This window comes from Comamonas testosteroni (genome assembly GCF_030505195.1).
Classification (GTDB): domain Bacteria; phylum Pseudomonadota; class Gammaproteobacteria; order Burkholderiales; family Burkholderiaceae_C; genus Comamonas; species Comamonas testosteroni_G.
Window position 1 is genome coordinate 74,128 of sequence record NZ_CP129673.1, and the last position, 17,899, is coordinate 92,026.

Consider the following 17,899-nt stretch of genomic DNA (forward strand, 5'->3'; position numbering starts at 1 on the left):
CATGTGAAATTCATTGACTTGATTCAAGGCTCTGAAGAGTGGCTTGCTTGGCGTAAAGGCGGCGTTACAGCAACCGATGCGGCAGTGCTGGTCGATCAGTCTCCCTACAAGACCGAATGGCGCTTGTGGGCAGAGAAAACAGGGTATGCGGTCGAGCGAGATTTGAGCAGTAATCCGTTCGTGAGGCATGGCCTTGCAATGGAGCCTGCTGCCCGAGCTGCTGCAGAGATCTATTTCGATGATCTCTTGCTGCCCATGTGTGCCCAGGCTTCGCACAACCCCTTGCTGAGGGCGTCTTTGGACGGACTCAACAAGGACAGTGAACCTGTGGAAATGAAGTGCCCATCAGAGGCTACCTGGATCGAGGTCACAACGTTGCGTCAGAACAGTAAGGCTTTCAAGTTTTACTATCCTCAGGTGCAGCATCAGATCCTTGTTACAGGGGCCAAGAGAGGGTGGCTGGTTTTCTATTTTGATGGCCAAGTTGAAGTGTTCTGCATCCCTCGGGACCAGGCATTGATCTCTCAGATAGAGGGCGTTGCCCCAATCTTCTGGGATAAGGTGGTTAAGAGACGAGAGCCGCAAAAGGACCCAGCGCGCGACCTCTACATCCCCCAGGGTGAAGAGATGGCCAGCTGGTTGTATCAAGCCGAGGAGTTCCGCTTGCTGCAGGGACAGATCTCGGAATTGGAAGAACGCCTAGAGGTGATGAAGGAGCGCCAGTCGGCCTCACGCGCTGCGATGCAGGGCATGATGGGCGATTACATGCACGCAGACTATTGCGGTGTCATGGTGACGCGCTATGTGCAGGTAGGGAAAATTGACTACGAGAAGCTGCTAGCCGACAAGTCTGCAGGCGTGACTCAACAGGAGATTGACTCTTACCGACGAAAGTCAACCGAGCGATGCCGGGTTACTTTGACAAACGATATGGCACCACGCCTGATCGTTGACAAAGGGGTCACAGATCCCGTCAAGGACCTATCATTGGACGTTGAATCCTTTTACATTTAGGGAAGTCTTTTTGGCAGGGGATTCGCGCAAGCGAGTCCCCTTCTGAAAAGCAGATTTTGTTCCCTCTGGGAGCGAAAGTGTGAGGTAGCTGGCTTCCTAAAACAAACAGCATTTTTATCAACCCTTGGGGTGTGTCACACCCTTGGGGGAGTGGTGCACCTCTTTTCGGAGAGCACCATGACACAAACCAATTCCACCAAGATCAACCATCTGACTCAGCTGTGTGTTGTACATGCAGACTTTGACATTTGGAGCGGGCAGGTTCGCCTGACCGCTGACGATCTGAAGCTTGGAGCTGGGGGAGAGATCCCACCTGAAAAAATTGCCCAACTGGGTACTAAGAAGATCTGCGATCCCGCACAGCTGAAAGGCTTTCATCGGGTCAAAGCAGAGACTCGACGCACATTGCTGCGCATCGGCATGAAGTTCATGGACGGCGTAGCAATTCCATTGACCAAGATGGATGAGGTGTGCAAAAAAATGGGCGAAGTGCAAACTGAGTTCGATGCACTGCGCACCACTTTCATCGCAAACTACAACGCTGCGATAGATAGTTGGTGCAAGGAAAATCCTCAATATGAGACGGCAATCCGCTCAGGCGCGCTTCCACAATCCGTTGTGGAAAAGCGCCTCGGGTTCGATTTCCAGATCTTCAAGATCGCGCCTACTGATGATGCAGAGCTGAGCACTCGCCTTGAAGAAAAAGTTCATGGCCTGGGCGATGACCTCATCAACGAACTGATAGAGGAAGCAGATAAGTTCTATGAAGACCGCTTGCTGGGCCGCGACAAATGCGGCATTGGCACCAAGCAGACTTTGCAGAACCTGCGAGACAAGCTCGATGGGCTGTCGTTCCTCAACTCAAAAATCAAACCGCTTGTCGATCTTCTCAATGAAACGTTGAATGGGTACAAAACGTATGCTGTTGGCCGCGATGTCACAGGTCCGTTTTTCCATCAGCTGACCGCCACAATGCTCATCCTGAGCAGCAAGGCGCGAATTGAGCAATATCTCAACGGAGCGATTTCAGTCAAGGCAGAAGCGGCGACTCTGGAGGCCTCAGCCTCCCAGAATCGAAGCTACGCCTCTGACTCTTCAACTGCGGAGATGCAACCGCAATCTGCAGAGGGTGATCTGTTTACCTCCGTAGACAGCGCACTAGCACCGGCACAAGCGTCCAGCAATCCAGCTGATGCGTTTATTGCCGACCTCGACCGCTTCTTTGGCACGAACGCGCGCACAGAGACATCGATTCAGCCCCAGGCTGCAGAGGTGGTTCATCGTGTCGATGTGGAAGTGCTTGAAGCTCCTGCAGGAACTTCGTCAGAAGCCATCGAGCCTGCACAAGGCTCAGTGGTTATCGACGTTGAAGCCACTTTTGTCCCTACTGATTCTGTTGCGCAAGCACAGACTGAGGGCCAGCAGGCAGTTGTAGTGGGAGTTGAGGAGGAGCAAGCAGAAGTTGAAGCTGGAAACAGCAACAACGATGCCTCTTTCCAGCTTGCCACCATTGGTGATGACGACGAAGACGGCTTTTTCTAAGCAGTCCTAAGCGCATCATTTTTAACCCAAGGGGAATCCTAGCCCCTTGGGGCTGGGTTCCCCATACCTCTTGAGGGAAGACCCATGGCCAAACAGAACCGAAATACGATCTATACCGCATTGCCCATCGTGGCAACTGCATATGGAGACAAGTTTGGTGTGAAAGTCCGTATAGGCCAAGACGTGGCCTATACGGATGGGAAAACGATTGTTATCCCGAACGTTCCTCACGATTATCCGAACATGGATGTTGTGTGGGGCTACACAGCGCATGAAGCCGCTCATGTGCGATTCACTGATTTCAGTGCACCGCGCCGCGCAGGTCTGCATGCCGAACTGACCAACGCTTTCGAAGATTGCCGCATCGAGCGGGCGATGATGGACTTGTACCCAGGTACTGCCACGACGCTCAACGAGGTTGCGAACTACATGGCAAAGGTCGGTCACTACTCCCATCTTAGAGACGATGAGCATCCAGCTCAGATCCTGGTGGGTTACTGCCTCTACTGGCTGCAAGCGAGGGCCGTAGGTCAACCTGTGATGGCGTCTTATCTGGCGACTGCGCAGCCTGTTCTGGAGCGCACTTTCCCGCAGGGCGTTATCACTCGATTAAGTACCATTCTCCGCAAGGTGGTGGATGCTGAATCGACTTCCGACATCTGCTACCTGGCAGATCAGGTCATTTCTATGATCGAGGAAGAGAAGGAAAAGGAAGAAGAGCAGCAACAGCAGGATCAGCAGAATCAGGATCAAAGCCAACAGCCTCAGAATGTTCCGAACGAACAGTCCTCCGGCGAAGGCGATGACTCCGATGAAGCTGATGGCCAGCAAGACTCAACACACGAAGACTCCCAACAGGGGAAAGGCCCAGGCCAATCCAATGAGGGCGATGATTCAGGTGAAGGTCAAGGTCAACGATCCATGGCTGGTGCCGAACAGGGAGCTGAAAACGATTCTGGTATTGCCTCGCGCACTGCAAAGGAAAAGTTGGATGCACTTACGCAAGCTCTCTCAGCTGGCGCTGGGGATGTGGATGGGGATCGCGCACGCAATTCTCTGAAGCAGGAGCTGTCACAGGTGGCGCGGAAAGAGGGCAACCCCTCCTACCAGACCATTCGCAAGGGAACTGATGCATCAGATGACAAGGCCAAAGGCCTTGAGCTGATGAACCGGGTCCGGCCTGCAACATCGAAAATTCGCAATCAACTGTTCGGCCTGGTGCAAGCCAGTCTGCGTTGTGCGAAGCAATCGACCCGCAGTGGCAAACGCCTGGATATCAACCGACTGCATCGCGTAGTCTCGGGTGATACACGAGTTTTTGCAAAGCCGCAGGAAAAGCGAAAGCCGAATACAGCGGTCCACATACTTGGCGATAAAAGCGGGTCCATGACCCGTCCTACTAGGTCCGACAGCTCGCGTTCGCTGGCCGATGTTACAGATGAAGCATGCATTGCATTGGCGCTCGCGCTCGATGCGATAGCCCATGTGAATCCTGCAGTGACCTTTTTCTCAAACTCTTCGGAGTCTCCTGTTGTCTGTGCTGTGAAGCATGGGCAATCAGTTCAGGCCAATACAGGCAGGTTTCCAGTGGAACCCTCAGGTGGCACACCGATGGCTGAAGCCATTTGGTATGCAGCCTACGAACTGAGCAAAACACGCGAAGACCGCAAGATGTTGATCGTCCTTACGGATGGTGAGCCGAACAGCTCTAAAGCCACAAAGGAAGTGATCGACCTCTGCGAACGTAGCGGAATCGATGTCATTGGTATCGGCATCCAAACGAACGCACCGGCAACTTTGTTCTCACGGAGCATTTGCATTGATGCGGTCGAAGACTTGCAGAAAACACTCTTCAAGCTCATGGAAAAGTCATTGACTGCCGTGGACTGAAGGTGGCCAACCTTATGTGCTCGAAAGAGTGCATTTCAGCCGCTGGGGAAACCCAGCAATTTCAACCCTAGCGGGGTCGCACCCCCGGTAGGGGGGCGCTCCGCAAAATTTCGGAGTTCCCACATGCAAAACGTCATCACTATCGCTCAAGACAACAACGCTCAGGCTATTGCTGAAGCAGATTGGGGTTGCGAGCTGGCTAGTGCTTTTGAAGTCAAGGAGTCGTATTGCGTTTCTCTGCTTCAAAAGGGTGAGCGCGATCTCACTTTCCACTACACCATGGCCACGGATCTGAAAGCAGCTCGTGCTGAAGCTCTCGACGCCTACCCAGGCGCAGAACTCATCGCGGGAACTGTTTACTGAATCGCAGCCATGTGACTGACCTCACGCCCTAAAGGGTGTGGGGTTTTGTCTTCCATCAACCCAGCCGGGGCACACCCGGTAGGGCGCTGCTCCAGCACGTTTTGGAGCAGCCATGAGCACTTTCGTCATTTACTCGGCCAACGAAAACGCTCTTACCGGAGCGGGCTACTGGAACGATAAAGATGGATGGTCAGTCCACGGGAATGCCACCGTGTACGTCAAAAAGAAGCTTGATATGCGCCTCCCTCATTCTGTGGGCGGGGATGCACGTTGGCTCAAGGAAGAGGGCAAGAAGCTCCTGCACCCCATCAGTCAGCCCATTACCAAGGGCTTGGCCAAGGTGCGCAGGAAGCATGTGCAGACGGCTCAAACCCGAAGCATTCAAGTTAAGCCCATTGCAACGCCTGGATCTCAGGTGGCTGCATTTCAACAGCTGCAGATGGACCTCATCGTCAGCTAATCACCCATTGGGGCAGCTCGCCCCATCTGGGGCGACTGTCTCTCAATCAAGAGGCAGATCATGGATTTTCAGTACTACCCAACAGGCGCATACACAACGGCTTTGCTGTGGCATCAATTCCAACGGCCCATCGTCCATGTGTGTGATCCCAGTGCAGGTAAGGGTGCGTTGTTTCGACACGCTGAGAACGGGTTCGAGGAACTGCCGGAAGGCACTGAAGTTCCTTGGTTCGATCCAAGCCTGGAAGAGCGCTTTGATCGTCGTCGTTGGTCCTATGACCAGCGCGACAAATACAAATCTTCGTCCCGAAAGAAATCGGCTGTCGAAATCGATATCAAGCACCATGCGAGCTTGCGCGAGCTGGGTGTAACGGTTCTAGGACATGACTTCTTAGAAGTTCAGTCTCTGGCCTCCGTCACACAAGTGATCATGAACCCACCCTTTAACCAGGGTGCGGAACATGTTCTTCATGCTTGGGATCTGGTTTACGACGCTGAGATCAGTGCGTGCATCAATGCTCAGACCATCAAGAATCCATACACGCGCGAGCGTAAACGCTTGGTGGAGCTGATCGAGAAGCATGGCAGTGTGTCATTCCATCAAGATCAATTCGTTGATGATGTGGAACGTAAAACCGATGTTGAGGTAGCTATTGTCTATTTGAATAAAGTCCCGGAAGCATTTGCTGATGTGGACAATATTCTGAAGAGGCTAAAAGTGGGAGATAACTTGAGTCGTCATGAATTTGACCCTCATATCTGCAAAACTCTCGCTCTTCCAGCTAACTTCATCGAGAACACCTACTATCACTTTAGCGCGGCTATCGAAGCAGCGCGACAATCATCTGAGTTTGAAGCCATCTTCGAGCACGCATCAGATAAATTGGGAGTGACGCTAGACGAAATGCAGTCAAAGGGGGTAGGGTCTGACTTCAGACCAGATCCGATTGATATTCGAAAAAAAGCTATGGAGCTATTTTCGAAGAGGTATGAAGATCTCAAGCGGAAAGCTTGGGCACAGATTATCAGATCAACACTTTTAACTGAAAAATTGTCGAACCACGCAAGACGTAAGCTCGAAGCGGATGCTGAGACAATATACGCACTTGAGTTTTCGATATCGAATGTTCACGGGTTCCTCGCTGGAATGATTCAGTCGATGGGATCTATCTACACCGATATGGTTCTGGGATTGTTTGATACGATTATTGAACGCAGCTCTGACAACGTTGTGTTTTACAAGTCGTGGAAGTCTAACCAGAAGCACAAGGTAGGAATGCGTATTCGTAAGAAGCGCTTCATTATTCCGCGTTTCAATACGTGGAGTAGTGGAACTCTGCATTATGAATGCGAACAGTTCCTGGGAGACATTGACAAAGTATTCGGATATCTGAACGGTATTTCCGGTAATTACTACGGACTTCGCCAATCATTTAAACAAAATAATGTCAATACCTCTGAACGGTTTACGTCAGAGTTCTTTGAATATCGTTACTACAAGGGAACCGGCACGCTGCACTTCTTCCCCAAGAGTGACGAAGTTGTTGATCGCTTGAATCGCTTCGTTGGCCGCATACGCCAATGGCTTCCCCAGGACATGGGTGATGCAAATGAGCATTTCAAGAAGCAATATGAACAAGCTGAGAAATATTCTGATGACTATCTCAAAGCTTTTAGCAGAGGCAAAAGCCATAGCTACTACGAACGCAATCCGGTCTACGCACTGACTTCAGGACGCGATTCGGAAAACGTTGCCGAGCGGATGGAAAAAGCCATAGATGAAGTTCTTGCGCAGGCAGGGATGGAGTGTGGCCCGATCCTCCAAGCACCCGCTGAGGTACAGACCGTCGCAGCTTTGCCCGCACCAGCAATGGGGCAGGCCGAGCAGCTGGATCTATTGGCGGCATAAATCAACCCATCAGGGGCTAACAGCCCCTTGGGGATGTTGGCCCCGTATACGAGGACACCATGCAAATCGAACGACTCTACCGAATGATCAAGAATGCACGTATCGTGCGCTTGAACGGACAGATGGCAATCACCAAGGGGATCGGTACGGGCATCAAGAACAATCGCAGCCTCTCGCGGCACTTGCGAATCGATGTCTCTGACGAACCCCACGGCTGGCTCTTCTTTGAAGAGGAAACCATCTCGAAAGCACGCATAGCAGGGAATACCGTCGAGCTGAAAAGCGACGATGGCGAGAACTACACGCTATGTCTCTACCCATGGCGACAGAAGGCTGCTGCAGCCGAAGCTCTGTCAGTGAACTAAAGAAATTACACCAGGCGCTCACAAGCGCTCTGGTGAAATTTCGTCACAGCGCCCAAAGAGGGCAACTTGAGCCACGTCGTTGAACAGCGATCACCACTAGACTCCCGAAGAAGAGCACAGATGCAAGGCAGCAAGCCAAGCTTTGCATCTGCGCTTTTTTTGTCCCTCGTGGGCAATGTGTGAGGTAACTGGCCTCCATAAATAAACAGCATCTCTAGTGCTCGGCATGACCGAGACACCACTTAACGCTGAATGCGATCTCCCATCGCATCCCGGCAACATATGTCAGCCTCGTGAACTTGCTTCACGGTCGAGCTGACTTGTACCAGGTCCGATCTCAACTCAAAAACTATAGCGTCCATGACGCTTCAGTCTTGCGAGTTGCGACGACAACTTGATGCTCGATCAATGAGTGTCTTTCAACAATCCGCCAGGGTTTAGCCACCCTAGCGGGTGCGCCTTGGCAATTTCTACGGAGATTCGCCTATGCTAAAAATCAATGTGGCACTGCTTCTGCTGCCATACATCTTCATCCTGCTTGCAGGAACTTTCCAACTGGTAACGATGACGGTGAAGGCCATTGCGTCTTCGCTTCGTCTGACTTTCCTTGTAACCGGTGTCGTGGTTCCTTACTACGCCATCGAAGTAGCCCAAGCCGTTGTTGACTCTTTCGCAGCTGGAGACACTGCGACTGCCATCGGTGACATCATCGCCTTTGCAGTGATGCTTGAGGGTGCAGTGACAGTTCTCAAAACTCGTGAGAAAATGGCTTCATAAGCCGTAGCTGACAACCCATCTACGAAAGGTCACACCATGAATCACCTCTTCAGTCCCCTCGCCATCAGCATGCTCTGCATTGGAGTGTTCCTGATTGTTGGATCGATCGGCGCTCAGCGTCAGATCGATGAAGAGAAGCGTGAAGGTAAAAAATAAAGCGTAGTTGACGTTACGCAGCAAAAAAGACTGGCCACTCTCTTGGGAGTGGCCTTTCTTATTTCTGAACCGACTTGCCCATGCATGAAGAGCCTGCGCTCACAGTGCACGTCGATCACCATCTCGGGCATACATACACTCTCATGAAATCCTACAGTCAACTGAAAGCTGAGCTTGCCCAGCTAGACAAGCAAATTGCACAAGCTCGCGCCTCGGAAGAGACTGACGCTCTTATCCAGGTAAGAGAGCTGGTCCAGTCTTTCGGCTTCACAGTGCATCAAGTGTTCCCACTCCCGCAGCCAGCTAAGAAGGAACCCGTGGCCAGGTACTACGACCCAGACACTGGCCAGTCTTGGAGCGGTCGCGGCAAGCCACCAAGATGGATAGATGGCAAGGACCGCAGCCTATTCGAAATCGATAGACGACCAACCTACGACTTCAATGCCCCAAGGGATGAACGCAACCCGTTTCCAGTCCAGTAGCCTGCCTGAAGGCTACTCAGTAATAGCTTGATCTATTTTTTAGGTCTGCCCAAATAGGGCAGCTTCATGGTGATGCCTTTTCCTGTCTATGCAGACAATGCACTTACGCGATACAGCAAAGACAGGAGAGAACTGATGAAGGAAGTCCCGTTCTTCATTGAACGCAACACGGAGCAATGGCAAGCGATGTGGGGAGGGTTATCCGAGGCAGAATTGAATTCTGGCGATCATGTTTGCGAGAACCAAGAAACTGGTGATTGCTGGCACTACATGGGAAGTGACAGCAACGGCCATCATTTTAGGCATCGTAAGCATCCCAAAACGGCGAAACGCGAAACCTTGATCGTCAAATCGAACGTCACTCCAGTTCAAGAACCGGAATTGGCCCACTAGACCTAAGACCCATTACCAATGCCCGCATTGGTATTAGTAATGTGGTTTTGTTCCTTCTTGGAACGAAAAGTGAAGTAGCTGGCTTCCTTAAACAAACAGCATTTTATCAACCCTTGGGGTGCATGCACTCCCATGGGTGGCGTGCCCTCAATTGATTAAGGCACGCATGTTTTCAAACTCGATTTGTTCCTACCCAAACCGGGGAAACTATGGTGACAACAAGTACCGTGGCAACTGCTCAGGGTACGTCATAAAGGACTTCATCGAGTCCTATCTAAAAGATCAGAATGGCCTCGTTGCAGATCCAAGCATTGGAGGCGGAACGAGCGCCGATGTAGCCGCTTCACTTGGAGTGCGCTTCAAGGGCACAGACCTTCATCAGGGCTTTAATTTGCTGACTGATGACTTCTCTTCCTTCTTGGGAGAGAAAGCGAATCTGATCTGGTGGCACCCAGCTTACTGGGACATGATTCAGTATTCAGGAAGTCAATGGGGCAATGAACCACACAAATGGGACATGAGCCGCATGAAGCTAAATGAATTTGTTGAGTCGTTAGAGCTTGCTGTCATGAACATTCATGATGCCTGCGAAGTAAAAGGACACTATGGGATATTGATGGGCAATCTCCGCAGAAACGGGGATTACTACAATCTCTCAAGTCTTGTGGAGCGTATCGCTCCAGGCAAACTGGTCGATGAAATCATCAAAGTGCAGCACAACTGCATTAGTGATTCACGACAATATTCAGGCAACATTGTTCGTATTGCGCACGAAAAGCTTTTAGTTTTTCGTCGTGATGCAAGTCACTCGTTGATCCTGCTATCAAATTTCCATCGAAAAGCAGTCAATATGATTGCCACTACATGGAAAGCAGCTGTTCGTAGAGTCCTGCAAGGGAAACCCTCTATGGATTTAAACCAGATTTACGAAGCTATTGAGCCATTTGCACAGTTCAGAGAGAACGTACATTGGAGGGCGAAAGTCCGACAGGTATTGCAAGACGCAAAATACTTCGAACGTCTGGAAACTGGTGTTTACAAGCTAGCCTTGTGAATTTTTCTACCCTAAGGGGGCTATGCCTCCTAACGGGGGCATGGCCTTCATTTTTGGAGTGTGGCCATGGCAATGATTCCCTCAATCCACAAACCGGAACTGGGGCAAATGTCGTTTGATTTTCTGGATCAAACGATGACTTCTCAGCAATATTCATACAGTGAACATGGCAAATCATATTTGTCCTTGAAGACCTGCAATAAGAATGTTGAAAGCCTCATAAATAGCTTGTCGCTTGATTTCGATATCTGCGCACCAGAGACAGGGGCTTATGTTCAAGAAACCTCAGAGCACGATGAAGTCGATGAAGAGAACTTAGACAATACGGAGAAATTCGTATGGTCTGATGATGACATCGATAAATTGCGCACAGCGTTTTTTGATGAAAATATTCGATTGCTAGGTGATGGGCGGACAAGCCCTGAAACCAGGCAAGAGAACTACGAATGGCTAATGTCAGACGAAATACATCCGTTTTCGTTCCTCGTACTCTGCCGTGAAGAAATGCTGTCCCCTGACCGCATCCGTGAAGGAGTTCAAGTTGTCATGCGTAAGCTTGGCTACCTGAACTAAATCAAAACCCTGCCAGGGATAAGTCCCTTGCGGGACTACTCCTTGGTTCCACTGGTGTGGGGGTTTCATTAAATCCCTGTACAGGGCTTTAATGAAGCCTCAATTCCAGTTAATTTTCTAAGGACTAACAATGGCTAACTACGATAAAGAAGTTGTCAAAAAGGCTGCTGATGAAAATTGGCTGGCTATTTTCGCAAACCTAGCTCCTGAGCTGCGCCACGCAATTCAGCGAGTTGGCCGTCATGTTCCCTGCCCAATAAAAGGGGGCACTGATGGATTCCGCCTAATGCCTGATGCTGACGTGACTGGAGCTGCATTCCACAATGATCCAAGTATCCGTTTCTTATCGAATGGATTTGAAGTTCTGATGTGGTTACGCAACTGGTCATTTTCCGAAACTATTGATGAAGTGGGTCAAGCATTGGGGCTTCCAACTGCAAAACCAACTCAAACAAAGCGACTTGAATTAGTGGCCGCTCATGACCCAAAGAAAGCAAAGTTCTATGATGGAATTTTGATTGCCTTCGGTAAAGAGCGGTATCAGTTCAAGGATGAAAATGAGCTGAGCTTCTACGCAATTCTGCGTTACAGGAACAATCTTGAACGTACCCTTTGGGGTGTGGACATTGAGCGTGCCCTGGCAGAGAGCGGAGCCACTTACGGTGACAGTATCACTTTGAGTAATCTGGGGCGCGTCCCCGTCACTATTGTTGTCGAGAAAAAAGACAAGGACGGTGTGATTACGGAAGAGGAGATCAAGACTCATCGCAATACTTGGGAAGTGATTCGCATCGGGGAAACTCGTCTGAAAAGCACCCAGGCTTCAAGCAGCGTTGTGAAGCATGTTCAGGTTAGCAACGGTTCACCTGTGGCCGTAACCTCTGCGAAACAAGCCGTAGAAACTGCGGATGAAGTCAGTGCTGAGCCAATTGCAGCCCATCAGAAGGTCGTGCCCATCAACAAGGCTCTGGCCGCGCCTGGTTGGTTGCAAGAAGCGCAGCAGCGTGCAGCAAACGTGCTGGCCGCGAAAGCGGCAGGGAAGGCTTATGCGAGCGAGAAGATAGAGAAGGTCTGGAATCAGTGTGTGGCGTTCCCATCTGCGACCGCTGAACCCATGCGTCTCTACCTGCAGTCCCGTGGCGTGCTCTTCAATGAGCTGGCCAAAGGTGCTGCGGCCGACATGCGCTTTCATCCTGCCCTGGACTACTATGAAGAAGTGGATAACAAGAATACTCTGTTGGGATCTTTTCCAGCGATTGTTTGTGCTATCCGCAATGCAGAGGGGGAAATTGTTACTCTCCATCGAACCTACCTGAATAAGGATGGCAAAAAGCTCGCAGTGTCCTATAAGGATTCAGTTGGCCAGCGTCATAAGGTAGAGAAGGTGAAGAAGATGATGAGCATCCCTGACGATATGGATGTCAACGGATCTGCAGTAAGACTCGGTGATCCTTCTTGCGGGGGAGTACTGGGTATAGCTGAAGGACTGGAGACGGCACTCTCTGCATATCGAGCGACAAAGATACCTACTTGGTCGTCCGTCAATGCTCAGCTCATGGAAACTTTTGAGATTCCTGAGTCTGTTCATACCTTGCTGATATGGGCTGACAAGGATAAGTCTGTTCGTGGCGAAATTGCTGCAAACGTGTTGTACCAGCGTGCGAAAGCACTCGGGCTGAACGTTCACATACTTATGCCATCGATGCCAATACCAGCGAAAGCTAAAGGGGTTGACTGGAATGATGTCTTGCTCTCGCAAGGTATCTTAGGGTTCCCTAGGGTTGCGAACTTGAAGAGCTTTATAGCTAGATCTTTCGCCACTATCTAATAGAAAGCCTTCAGCCCTCACAGGGGTTGAAGGCTTTTTTTTGGTTCTGAGCAACTTTACTTGAATTTAACTTTGACAGTATCATTTTTTGAGTTAGTATTCTGCCCTGTAATTCACAACCTGAAGGGTAATACTTATGGCAACGTACAAAGAACTCCTGGCTCAAGCTGAAGAACTCTCTCGCCAAGCAGAAGAAATGCGCCTGAAGGAAGTGCAGGGCGTGATTTCTGACATCAAAGCCAAGATGGAAGACTACGGCATCACCATCGAAGATCTCCAGTCAAAGTCTCGTGGATCTTCGGCAGGAAAGCCTCGCGGGAAGGTCGCGGATAAATATGCCAAGGATGGAAAAACCTGGACGGGTCGCGGCATGCAGCCTAGCTGGGTGAAAGAACATATCGCTGCAGGCGGCAATCTCGATGATCTGCTGATCGACAAAAGTTCGAACGATAAAGCCTAAAGCAAAAGGGTAGTCGCCATGATGCGCTTGACTACTTACTCCCAAAAACAGAGCGATGAACGCTCTGTTTTTGTTTTGTGGCGAGTAGGTATAAGTAACTTCGGTGTACTAACTGTAGAGTTTACGCACCCGATTGAGGACATCGAGTTGGCCGCTGAGTTAGTAGCTATTCGTCATCTGGTATTCAATCAAGCTGTCTTTGACCGCATTCCTGATAGCGGAAAAGCATTTGAACTCAATGTATCCAAAGGTGCCATAAAGAAGCTCTCCCTCAATAGATCCGATAAGAAGCATCTGCTCAAGTTTGCAGCATTCATGCAGGAAGGGGGGCGTTTCGCTGGTGCCAAAATTAATATCAAATCTGAGTCACCAATCAATCACGATGATGGCGCTAAACTCACAAAGATCACGATAAATCCCAAAGAGTATCGTATTCAGGAGATTGTTCAGACACCCAGGATTGGTGAATTGGTCATCACCGAACATGCCGTTGATCGATATGTTCAGTATCACTCAGCAGCTGATATGAAGAACCCATGGGCTTCCCTCATCAACAGGATGCAGCATGAAGATCTTCACAAGATCCCACTCGATCCCCGCGTTATCGAGCATAAGCGCAGAAAGTATGGACCTGACAATGAGGTTGAAATCTGGGGGCACGATTCATCTGTCCATAGATATGTGGTCATCACGGATGCCAAGACTGGAATGAAGATCCTGGCCACACTGTTCAAGCGCGCCAGCAACGTATGAATCTATTGCGCTCCCACAATCTAAGTCTTACTCTGTACCAAGCGCACAGACTTGATGCATTCTGTGATGGCGCGACAGAATGAATGTGCGCTCATGACCAAATCGCATGGCCGATAGCTCACGATAACAGTGAGCTTTTGAAATACAGCTCTACTTATTAAAATAGATCTTTTGAAAAGTAGAAGTGATCAAAAAAAATGGGCTTGTCAGAAAGCCCTACAAGCGCACATCATGGAGCACCCAATGCAGTCGGATGTAAAAATGAAAAAATTCGCTATAGAGCCTCCTGGCGGCCTTCGTGAGGATTCTCTTCAAAATGAATTTTTAGCCTTGCCTGGACGCCCGGATGTAGGACAGAACGCTGCGGTCAGATACTTGCTTTCCCTCAAATCGGACCAGAGCAAGGTCACGATGCAATCCTTTCTCAACAACGTGGCCAGAATCATTGGCTTTTCTGATCTGCACTCCTGTCCATGGGGTAGCCTGCGACGCCACCACGTTCTAGCCATAGTGTCGTTGCTCAGCAGCAAGCCTGACGAAAACGGTAGTGACATTGATCAAAGGAAAGGCAAGGCTCCAGCAACTGTAAACACCTATCTGGCAGGCATCAAAGGCGTGTGCAAGGAAGCCTGGTTCCTTCACCAGCTCAATGTTGAGGACTACCAGCAAATCAAAGAAGTCAAGGGTGACAGTGGCTCACGGCTTCCTAAGGGGCGTGCACTTCGGCCTGAGGAAGTTCGGCTTTTGTTGCAAGCCTGCGATGAAGATGAAAAAAAGCTTGGCCTTCGTGACGGCGCGATGCTGGCCATCTTGGCGGGTTGCGGATTACGTAGAGCGGAGATCGTCAACCTCGATGTGACCAGCCTCGTGAGGAAGGATCGAATTCTCAAAGTCATTGGCAAGGGAAATAAGGAACGAATCGCCTTTATCCCAGCAGGAGCTTGGACCCGCCTCACTGCCTGGTTGGATGTTGCTGACATTCAAGACGGCCCGATGTTCACCCGTATTCGTCGCCACGGTGCCATGACTTCCGAAAGGATGTCGAGTCAATCCGTCTATCACATCTTGCATGAGCGCAGTTTGCAGGCCGGGATTGAGAATGTCGCACCCCATGACCTTCGAAGAACCTATGCAACGACTCTTTTTGAAAAAGGGATCGACATCATCACTGTCAAAGACAACCTAGGCCACGCCAGCATTACAACGACACAGCGTTACGACAAAAGATCTGATGAGCGCAGACGCAAGGCCAGTGAAGTCATCGATTACCTTTGAAGCAGCTCCAAATTTCTTAGCACCCTCCGGGGTGCTTTTTTGTTGCGCATTTACTAGCTGCTGAAAATTCTGTTGCGATTTTCTATCGTAATACGATAATTATGGTAATACGGTATTACAAACAATGGGGATTGACATGGCCAGACGAATAGCTACGAAAGAGGACGTATTCACCGCTGCAAATGAGCTTGTGAAAGCTGGCAAGCTTCCGCGTATCACGGCTGTTCATCAAATCATCGGCGGTGGCAGCTACACAACTATCTCCAACTTTCTGAAGGAGTGGGAGAGCGCAAATCTGCAGGAAGCACCAACTGAGGAAATGGTCTTGCCAGATTTCATGGCTTCGGAAGCCGATTTTCTCGTCCGCAAGCTATGGCGCACAGCGCTGGACGGAGCCGAAATGCGGGTCCAGTCCGAGCGCGAGCAGCTGCGGAGCCGCGAGGCAGTTATCAATGAAGACATGCAGCAGGCCATAGACATGGCCAACAGCAACAGCGAGAAAATCGATCAACTAGAAGACCAGCTGGCAAAGTGCAAAGAAGAGACAGAGAAGCTTGAACAAGATCTTCAAGCTAAAGAGCGCGCACTTCAAATGGTGGAACATGACCAGCTTGCTCTCCAAGACAAATATGACCAAGCAGCCCAAAACGGTGCCTCTTCGCAGTCGCAGATCGATGCCTTACGCAGGCAGACTATCGAGCTGGAAACGACTATCAAGGCCCAGGAAGAGCGGGCTGCTGAGCTTCGTGATGAATCGCTGGTGCTGAAGGGTGAAGTGCGTGATGCACTCGATAAGCTTAGCTATGCCAATGGCCAGTTGAGCCTCAAGGACAAGCAGATCGGCATGCTAGAGCACATGCTGAGTGAAGAACAGAAGCGCAACCGCGATATCGAATCTTTGATTCTGAGACTCAGGCAAGGCACCCTCTTCCCGGCTACTACAAAGACGCCTAGGAAGAAAACCGATGGTAATCAGACCAACCGCTGAACAAGCGCGCATTATTCAGTTCTCCGGCTCGCGCCTTGTCGTGAAAGCGAGGGCAGGATCTGGCAAGACGACAACATTTTTCCAGATCGCCCAAGCTTACCCCCGCGAGCGTATGCTCTACTTGGCGTATAGCCGCGCTATCCGCGATGCAGCTGCACAGCGCTTCCCAAAGCGACAGGTTGACTGCAAGACATCACATCAGCTTGCCTTCCCCAAGTTCGGAAAGCTGCTAAAGCACAAGATCTCACATCACGGGAACATTCCCTTACGCGAGCTGGCCAACGCTCTGGACACAAGCAACTGGGCATTCGTGAAGGATGTCTTGGATGTCCTGACAAATTTCATGTGCAGTGCTGACATGAAGTTCTACAGCGATCATTTCACTCGATTCAACGGTAAGCCCAACCTCACCACCAAGATGGTTCAGTACCAGGCGGAAGTGGTTGATGCAGCTGAGAGAGTTTGGGTTCGGATGTGCGACCCTGACGACTCATTTCCAACAGTTCACGACTGCTATCTGAAGCTCTATCAGCTTTCGATGCCAGACCTCAGCCTTCAATACAAGCGCATACTTTTTGATGAGGCTCAGGACGCGAACCCCGTCACAAGCCAGATTGTCCTTTCTCAGAGCTGCAAACTCACCCTTGTGGGCGATGAACACCAGCAGATTTTCAGATATCGCGGCGCGGTGAACGCCCTCGACCACCCTCTTCTCAATGATGTCCCGCGCCTGTACTTGACCAATAGTTTCCGGTTCGGCCCCAACGTCGCTATCGTTGCGAATGCGCTGCTTGAGCTGAAGGGCGAAACAGTTCCTGTGGTTGGCCGTGGACAAGCAGACACGGTTACTTTCCACGTTCCTATGGGCACTGAACATCGATGCTTAGTCTCCAGAACAGTGATGGGCGTGCTCGAATCCGCTCTTGCAGCTGCAGCTCGCGGCGAATCAATCTTTTGGGTCGGAGGCATTGAAAACTACAAAGTGCAGGATCTCCTAGATCTGCACCACTTTAGCCGTGGTGAACTCGGAAACGTAAAGAACAAGAAGCTCAAAGCCGACTACAAGGATTATGAGGAATATAAGGAAGCCGCAGAGCAGACCAAAGACCATGAGATGCAACGGTCAGTGCGAATTCTGGAAACATACGCGGCCGAAGACATCCCTGCAATGATTGATCACCTCAAGAGCCTCACTGTTGAGGAAGAAATGGAGGCCTCAATCACTGTCACCACAGCGCATAGGAGTAAAGGTCTGGAATGGGACACTGTTCAACTGACTGATGACTACCCAGATATCTTCGATCCAGATATGGAGCCAGAGGCTCGTGAAGACGAAATCAATTTGTTGTACGTTGGCTCTTCTCGCGCCATGCGAGTGCTGATCATCAACGGAATCATTGAAATCATCCTCAACCAAGTCGCTCAAAGACGGCGAGCACGGGCAAAAATCGAGATGGAGATAGCATGATTTTTCGCATGCGAAAAAGTACACGATCATCACCACTGCCGAGGTAGCAATAGCGTAGATATCTGGTTTGAGCCTAAAGGGGTTCACTCAGAATAGCTATGGCGCTTGCACAGCCCTATAAGGGCAGAGGCTGATGCATGCCTAGATAGC

Annotated in this window: 19 protein-coding genes; 18 read left to right on the forward strand and 1 reads right to left on the reverse strand. The window is 50.4% G+C overall.

The genetic code is table 11. From position 1 onward, the window contains the following. Positions 1 to 3 precede the first annotated feature (3 nt). From QYQ99_RS27770 to QYQ99_RS27805, 8 genes are all read left to right on the forward strand, one after another. Complete coding sequence (locus tag QYQ99_RS27770; protein WP_034367716.1) at positions 4 to 1,014, forward strand: YqaJ viral recombinase family protein; 1,011 nt, start codon at positions 4 to 6, stop codon at positions 1,012 to 1,014. A gap of 177 nt (positions 1,015 to 1,191) precedes the next feature. Further along, positions 1,192 to 2,556, forward strand: coding sequence for a DUF3150 domain-containing protein (locus QYQ99_RS27775; RefSeq protein ID WP_157839559.1), 1,365 nt, complete (start codon positions 1,192 to 1,194; stop codon positions 2,554 to 2,556). Positions 2,557 to 2,640: 84 nt separating this feature from the next. Further along, positions 2,641 to 4,446 carry a VWA domain-containing protein gene (locus tag QYQ99_RS27780; protein ID WP_034367719.1) on the forward strand — a complete coding sequence of 602 codons (1,806 nt, stop codon included), beginning with the start codon at positions 2,641 to 2,643 and terminating at the stop codon, positions 4,444 to 4,446. 123 nt (positions 4,447 to 4,569) lie between these two features. Beyond that, positions 4,570 to 4,809 carry a hypothetical protein gene (locus QYQ99_RS27785; RefSeq protein ID WP_034367722.1) on the forward strand — a complete coding sequence of 80 codons (240 nt, stop codon included), beginning with the start codon at positions 4,570 to 4,572 and terminating at the stop codon, positions 4,807 to 4,809. A 112-nt stretch (positions 4,810 to 4,921) separates the two neighbouring features. Next, complete coding sequence (locus tag QYQ99_RS27790) at positions 4,922 to 5,269, forward strand: hypothetical protein (RefSeq protein WP_034367724.1); 348 nt, start codon at positions 4,922 to 4,924, stop codon at positions 5,267 to 5,269. Positions 5,270 to 5,329: 60 nt separating this feature from the next. Next, positions 5,330 to 7,177: a DUF4942 domain-containing protein gene (locus QYQ99_RS27795; RefSeq protein WP_034367725.1), complete on the forward strand. Its 1,848-nt coding sequence runs from the start codon at positions 5,330 to 5,332 to the stop codon at positions 7,175 to 7,177. 59 nt (positions 7,178 to 7,236) lie between these two features. Beyond that, a complete protein-coding gene (locus tag QYQ99_RS27800) occupies positions 7,237 to 7,542 on the forward strand; it encodes a hypothetical protein (RefSeq protein ID WP_131367694.1) in 306 nt (101 codons plus the stop codon). A 486-nt stretch (positions 7,543 to 8,028) separates the two neighbouring features. Then, positions 8,029 to 8,319 (forward strand): hypothetical protein, encoded by a 291-nt coding sequence (locus tag QYQ99_RS27805; RefSeq protein ID WP_034367731.1) that lies wholly within the window; start codon positions 8,029 to 8,031, stop codon positions 8,317 to 8,319. Here the strand turns inward: QYQ99_RS27805 and QYQ99_RS27810 are convergent. Beyond that, the gene (locus QYQ99_RS27810) at positions 8,314 to 8,499 is read right to left on the reverse strand and encodes a hypothetical protein (RefSeq protein ID WP_131367695.1); all 186 of its coding nucleotides are present in this window, start codon (positions 8,497 to 8,499) and stop codon (positions 8,314 to 8,316) included. The genes QYQ99_RS27805 and QYQ99_RS27810 overlap by 6 nt on opposite strands. A 119-nt stretch (positions 8,500 to 8,618) precedes the next feature. Here QYQ99_RS27810 and QYQ99_RS27815 point away from each other — a divergent pair, with 119 nt between their 5' ends. The 10 genes from QYQ99_RS27815 to QYQ99_RS27860 all read left to right on the forward strand — a co-directional run bounded on the left by QYQ99_RS27815 (position 8,619) and on the right by QYQ99_RS27860 (position 17,749). Further along, complete coding sequence (locus QYQ99_RS27815; protein WP_034367891.1) at positions 8,619 to 8,957, forward strand: H-NS histone family protein; 339 nt, start codon at positions 8,619 to 8,621, stop codon at positions 8,955 to 8,957. A gap of 135 nt (positions 8,958 to 9,092) precedes the next feature. Then, positions 9,093 to 9,350: a hypothetical protein gene (locus QYQ99_RS27820; protein WP_046462420.1), complete on the forward strand. Its 258-nt coding sequence runs from the start codon at positions 9,093 to 9,095 to the stop codon at positions 9,348 to 9,350. Between the two features lie 166 nt (positions 9,351 to 9,516). Beyond that, complete coding sequence (locus tag QYQ99_RS27825) at positions 9,517 to 10,404, forward strand: restriction endonuclease subunit M (RefSeq protein ID WP_046462413.1); 888 nt, start codon at positions 9,517 to 9,519, stop codon at positions 10,402 to 10,404. Positions 10,405 to 10,470: 66 nt separating this feature from the next. Beyond that, positions 10,471 to 10,977, forward strand: a complete 507-nt coding sequence (locus tag QYQ99_RS27830) for a hypothetical protein (protein WP_052084791.1) — start codon at positions 10,471 to 10,473, stop codon at positions 10,975 to 10,977. A 130-nt stretch (positions 10,978 to 11,107) separates the two neighbouring features. Then, positions 11,108 to 12,805 carry a DUF7146 domain-containing protein gene (locus QYQ99_RS27835; RefSeq protein ID WP_034367737.1) on the forward strand — a complete coding sequence of 566 codons (1,698 nt, stop codon included), beginning with the start codon at positions 11,108 to 11,110 and terminating at the stop codon, positions 12,803 to 12,805. 136 nt (positions 12,806 to 12,941) lie between these two features. Further along, the gene (locus tag QYQ99_RS27840) at positions 12,942 to 13,265 is read left to right on the forward strand and encodes an H-NS histone family protein (protein WP_034367740.1); all 324 of its coding nucleotides are present in this window, start codon (positions 12,942 to 12,944) and stop codon (positions 13,263 to 13,265) included. Positions 13,266 to 13,283: 18 nt separating this feature from the next. Further along, complete coding sequence (locus QYQ99_RS27845) at positions 13,284 to 14,018, forward strand: hypothetical protein (protein ID WP_034367742.1); 735 nt, start codon at positions 13,284 to 13,286, stop codon at positions 14,016 to 14,018. Positions 14,019 to 14,261: 243 nt separating this feature from the next. Continuing rightward, positions 14,262 to 15,293, forward strand: a complete 1,032-nt coding sequence (locus QYQ99_RS27850; RefSeq protein WP_198529043.1) for a tyrosine-type recombinase/integrase — start codon at positions 14,262 to 14,264, stop codon at positions 15,291 to 15,293. A gap of 136 nt (positions 15,294 to 15,429) precedes the next feature. Next, positions 15,430 to 16,281 carry a DNA-binding protein gene (locus QYQ99_RS27855; RefSeq protein WP_302093301.1) on the forward strand — a complete coding sequence of 284 codons (852 nt, stop codon included), beginning with the start codon at positions 15,430 to 15,432 and terminating at the stop codon, positions 16,279 to 16,281. Beyond that, entirely contained in the window at positions 16,259 to 17,749 is a 1,491-nt protein-coding gene (locus tag QYQ99_RS27860; RefSeq protein WP_034367745.1) for a UvrD-helicase domain-containing protein, read from the forward strand. Before QYQ99_RS27855 ends, QYQ99_RS27860 begins: the two co-directional genes overlap by 23 nt. Positions 17,750 to 17,899: the final 150 nt, after the last annotated feature.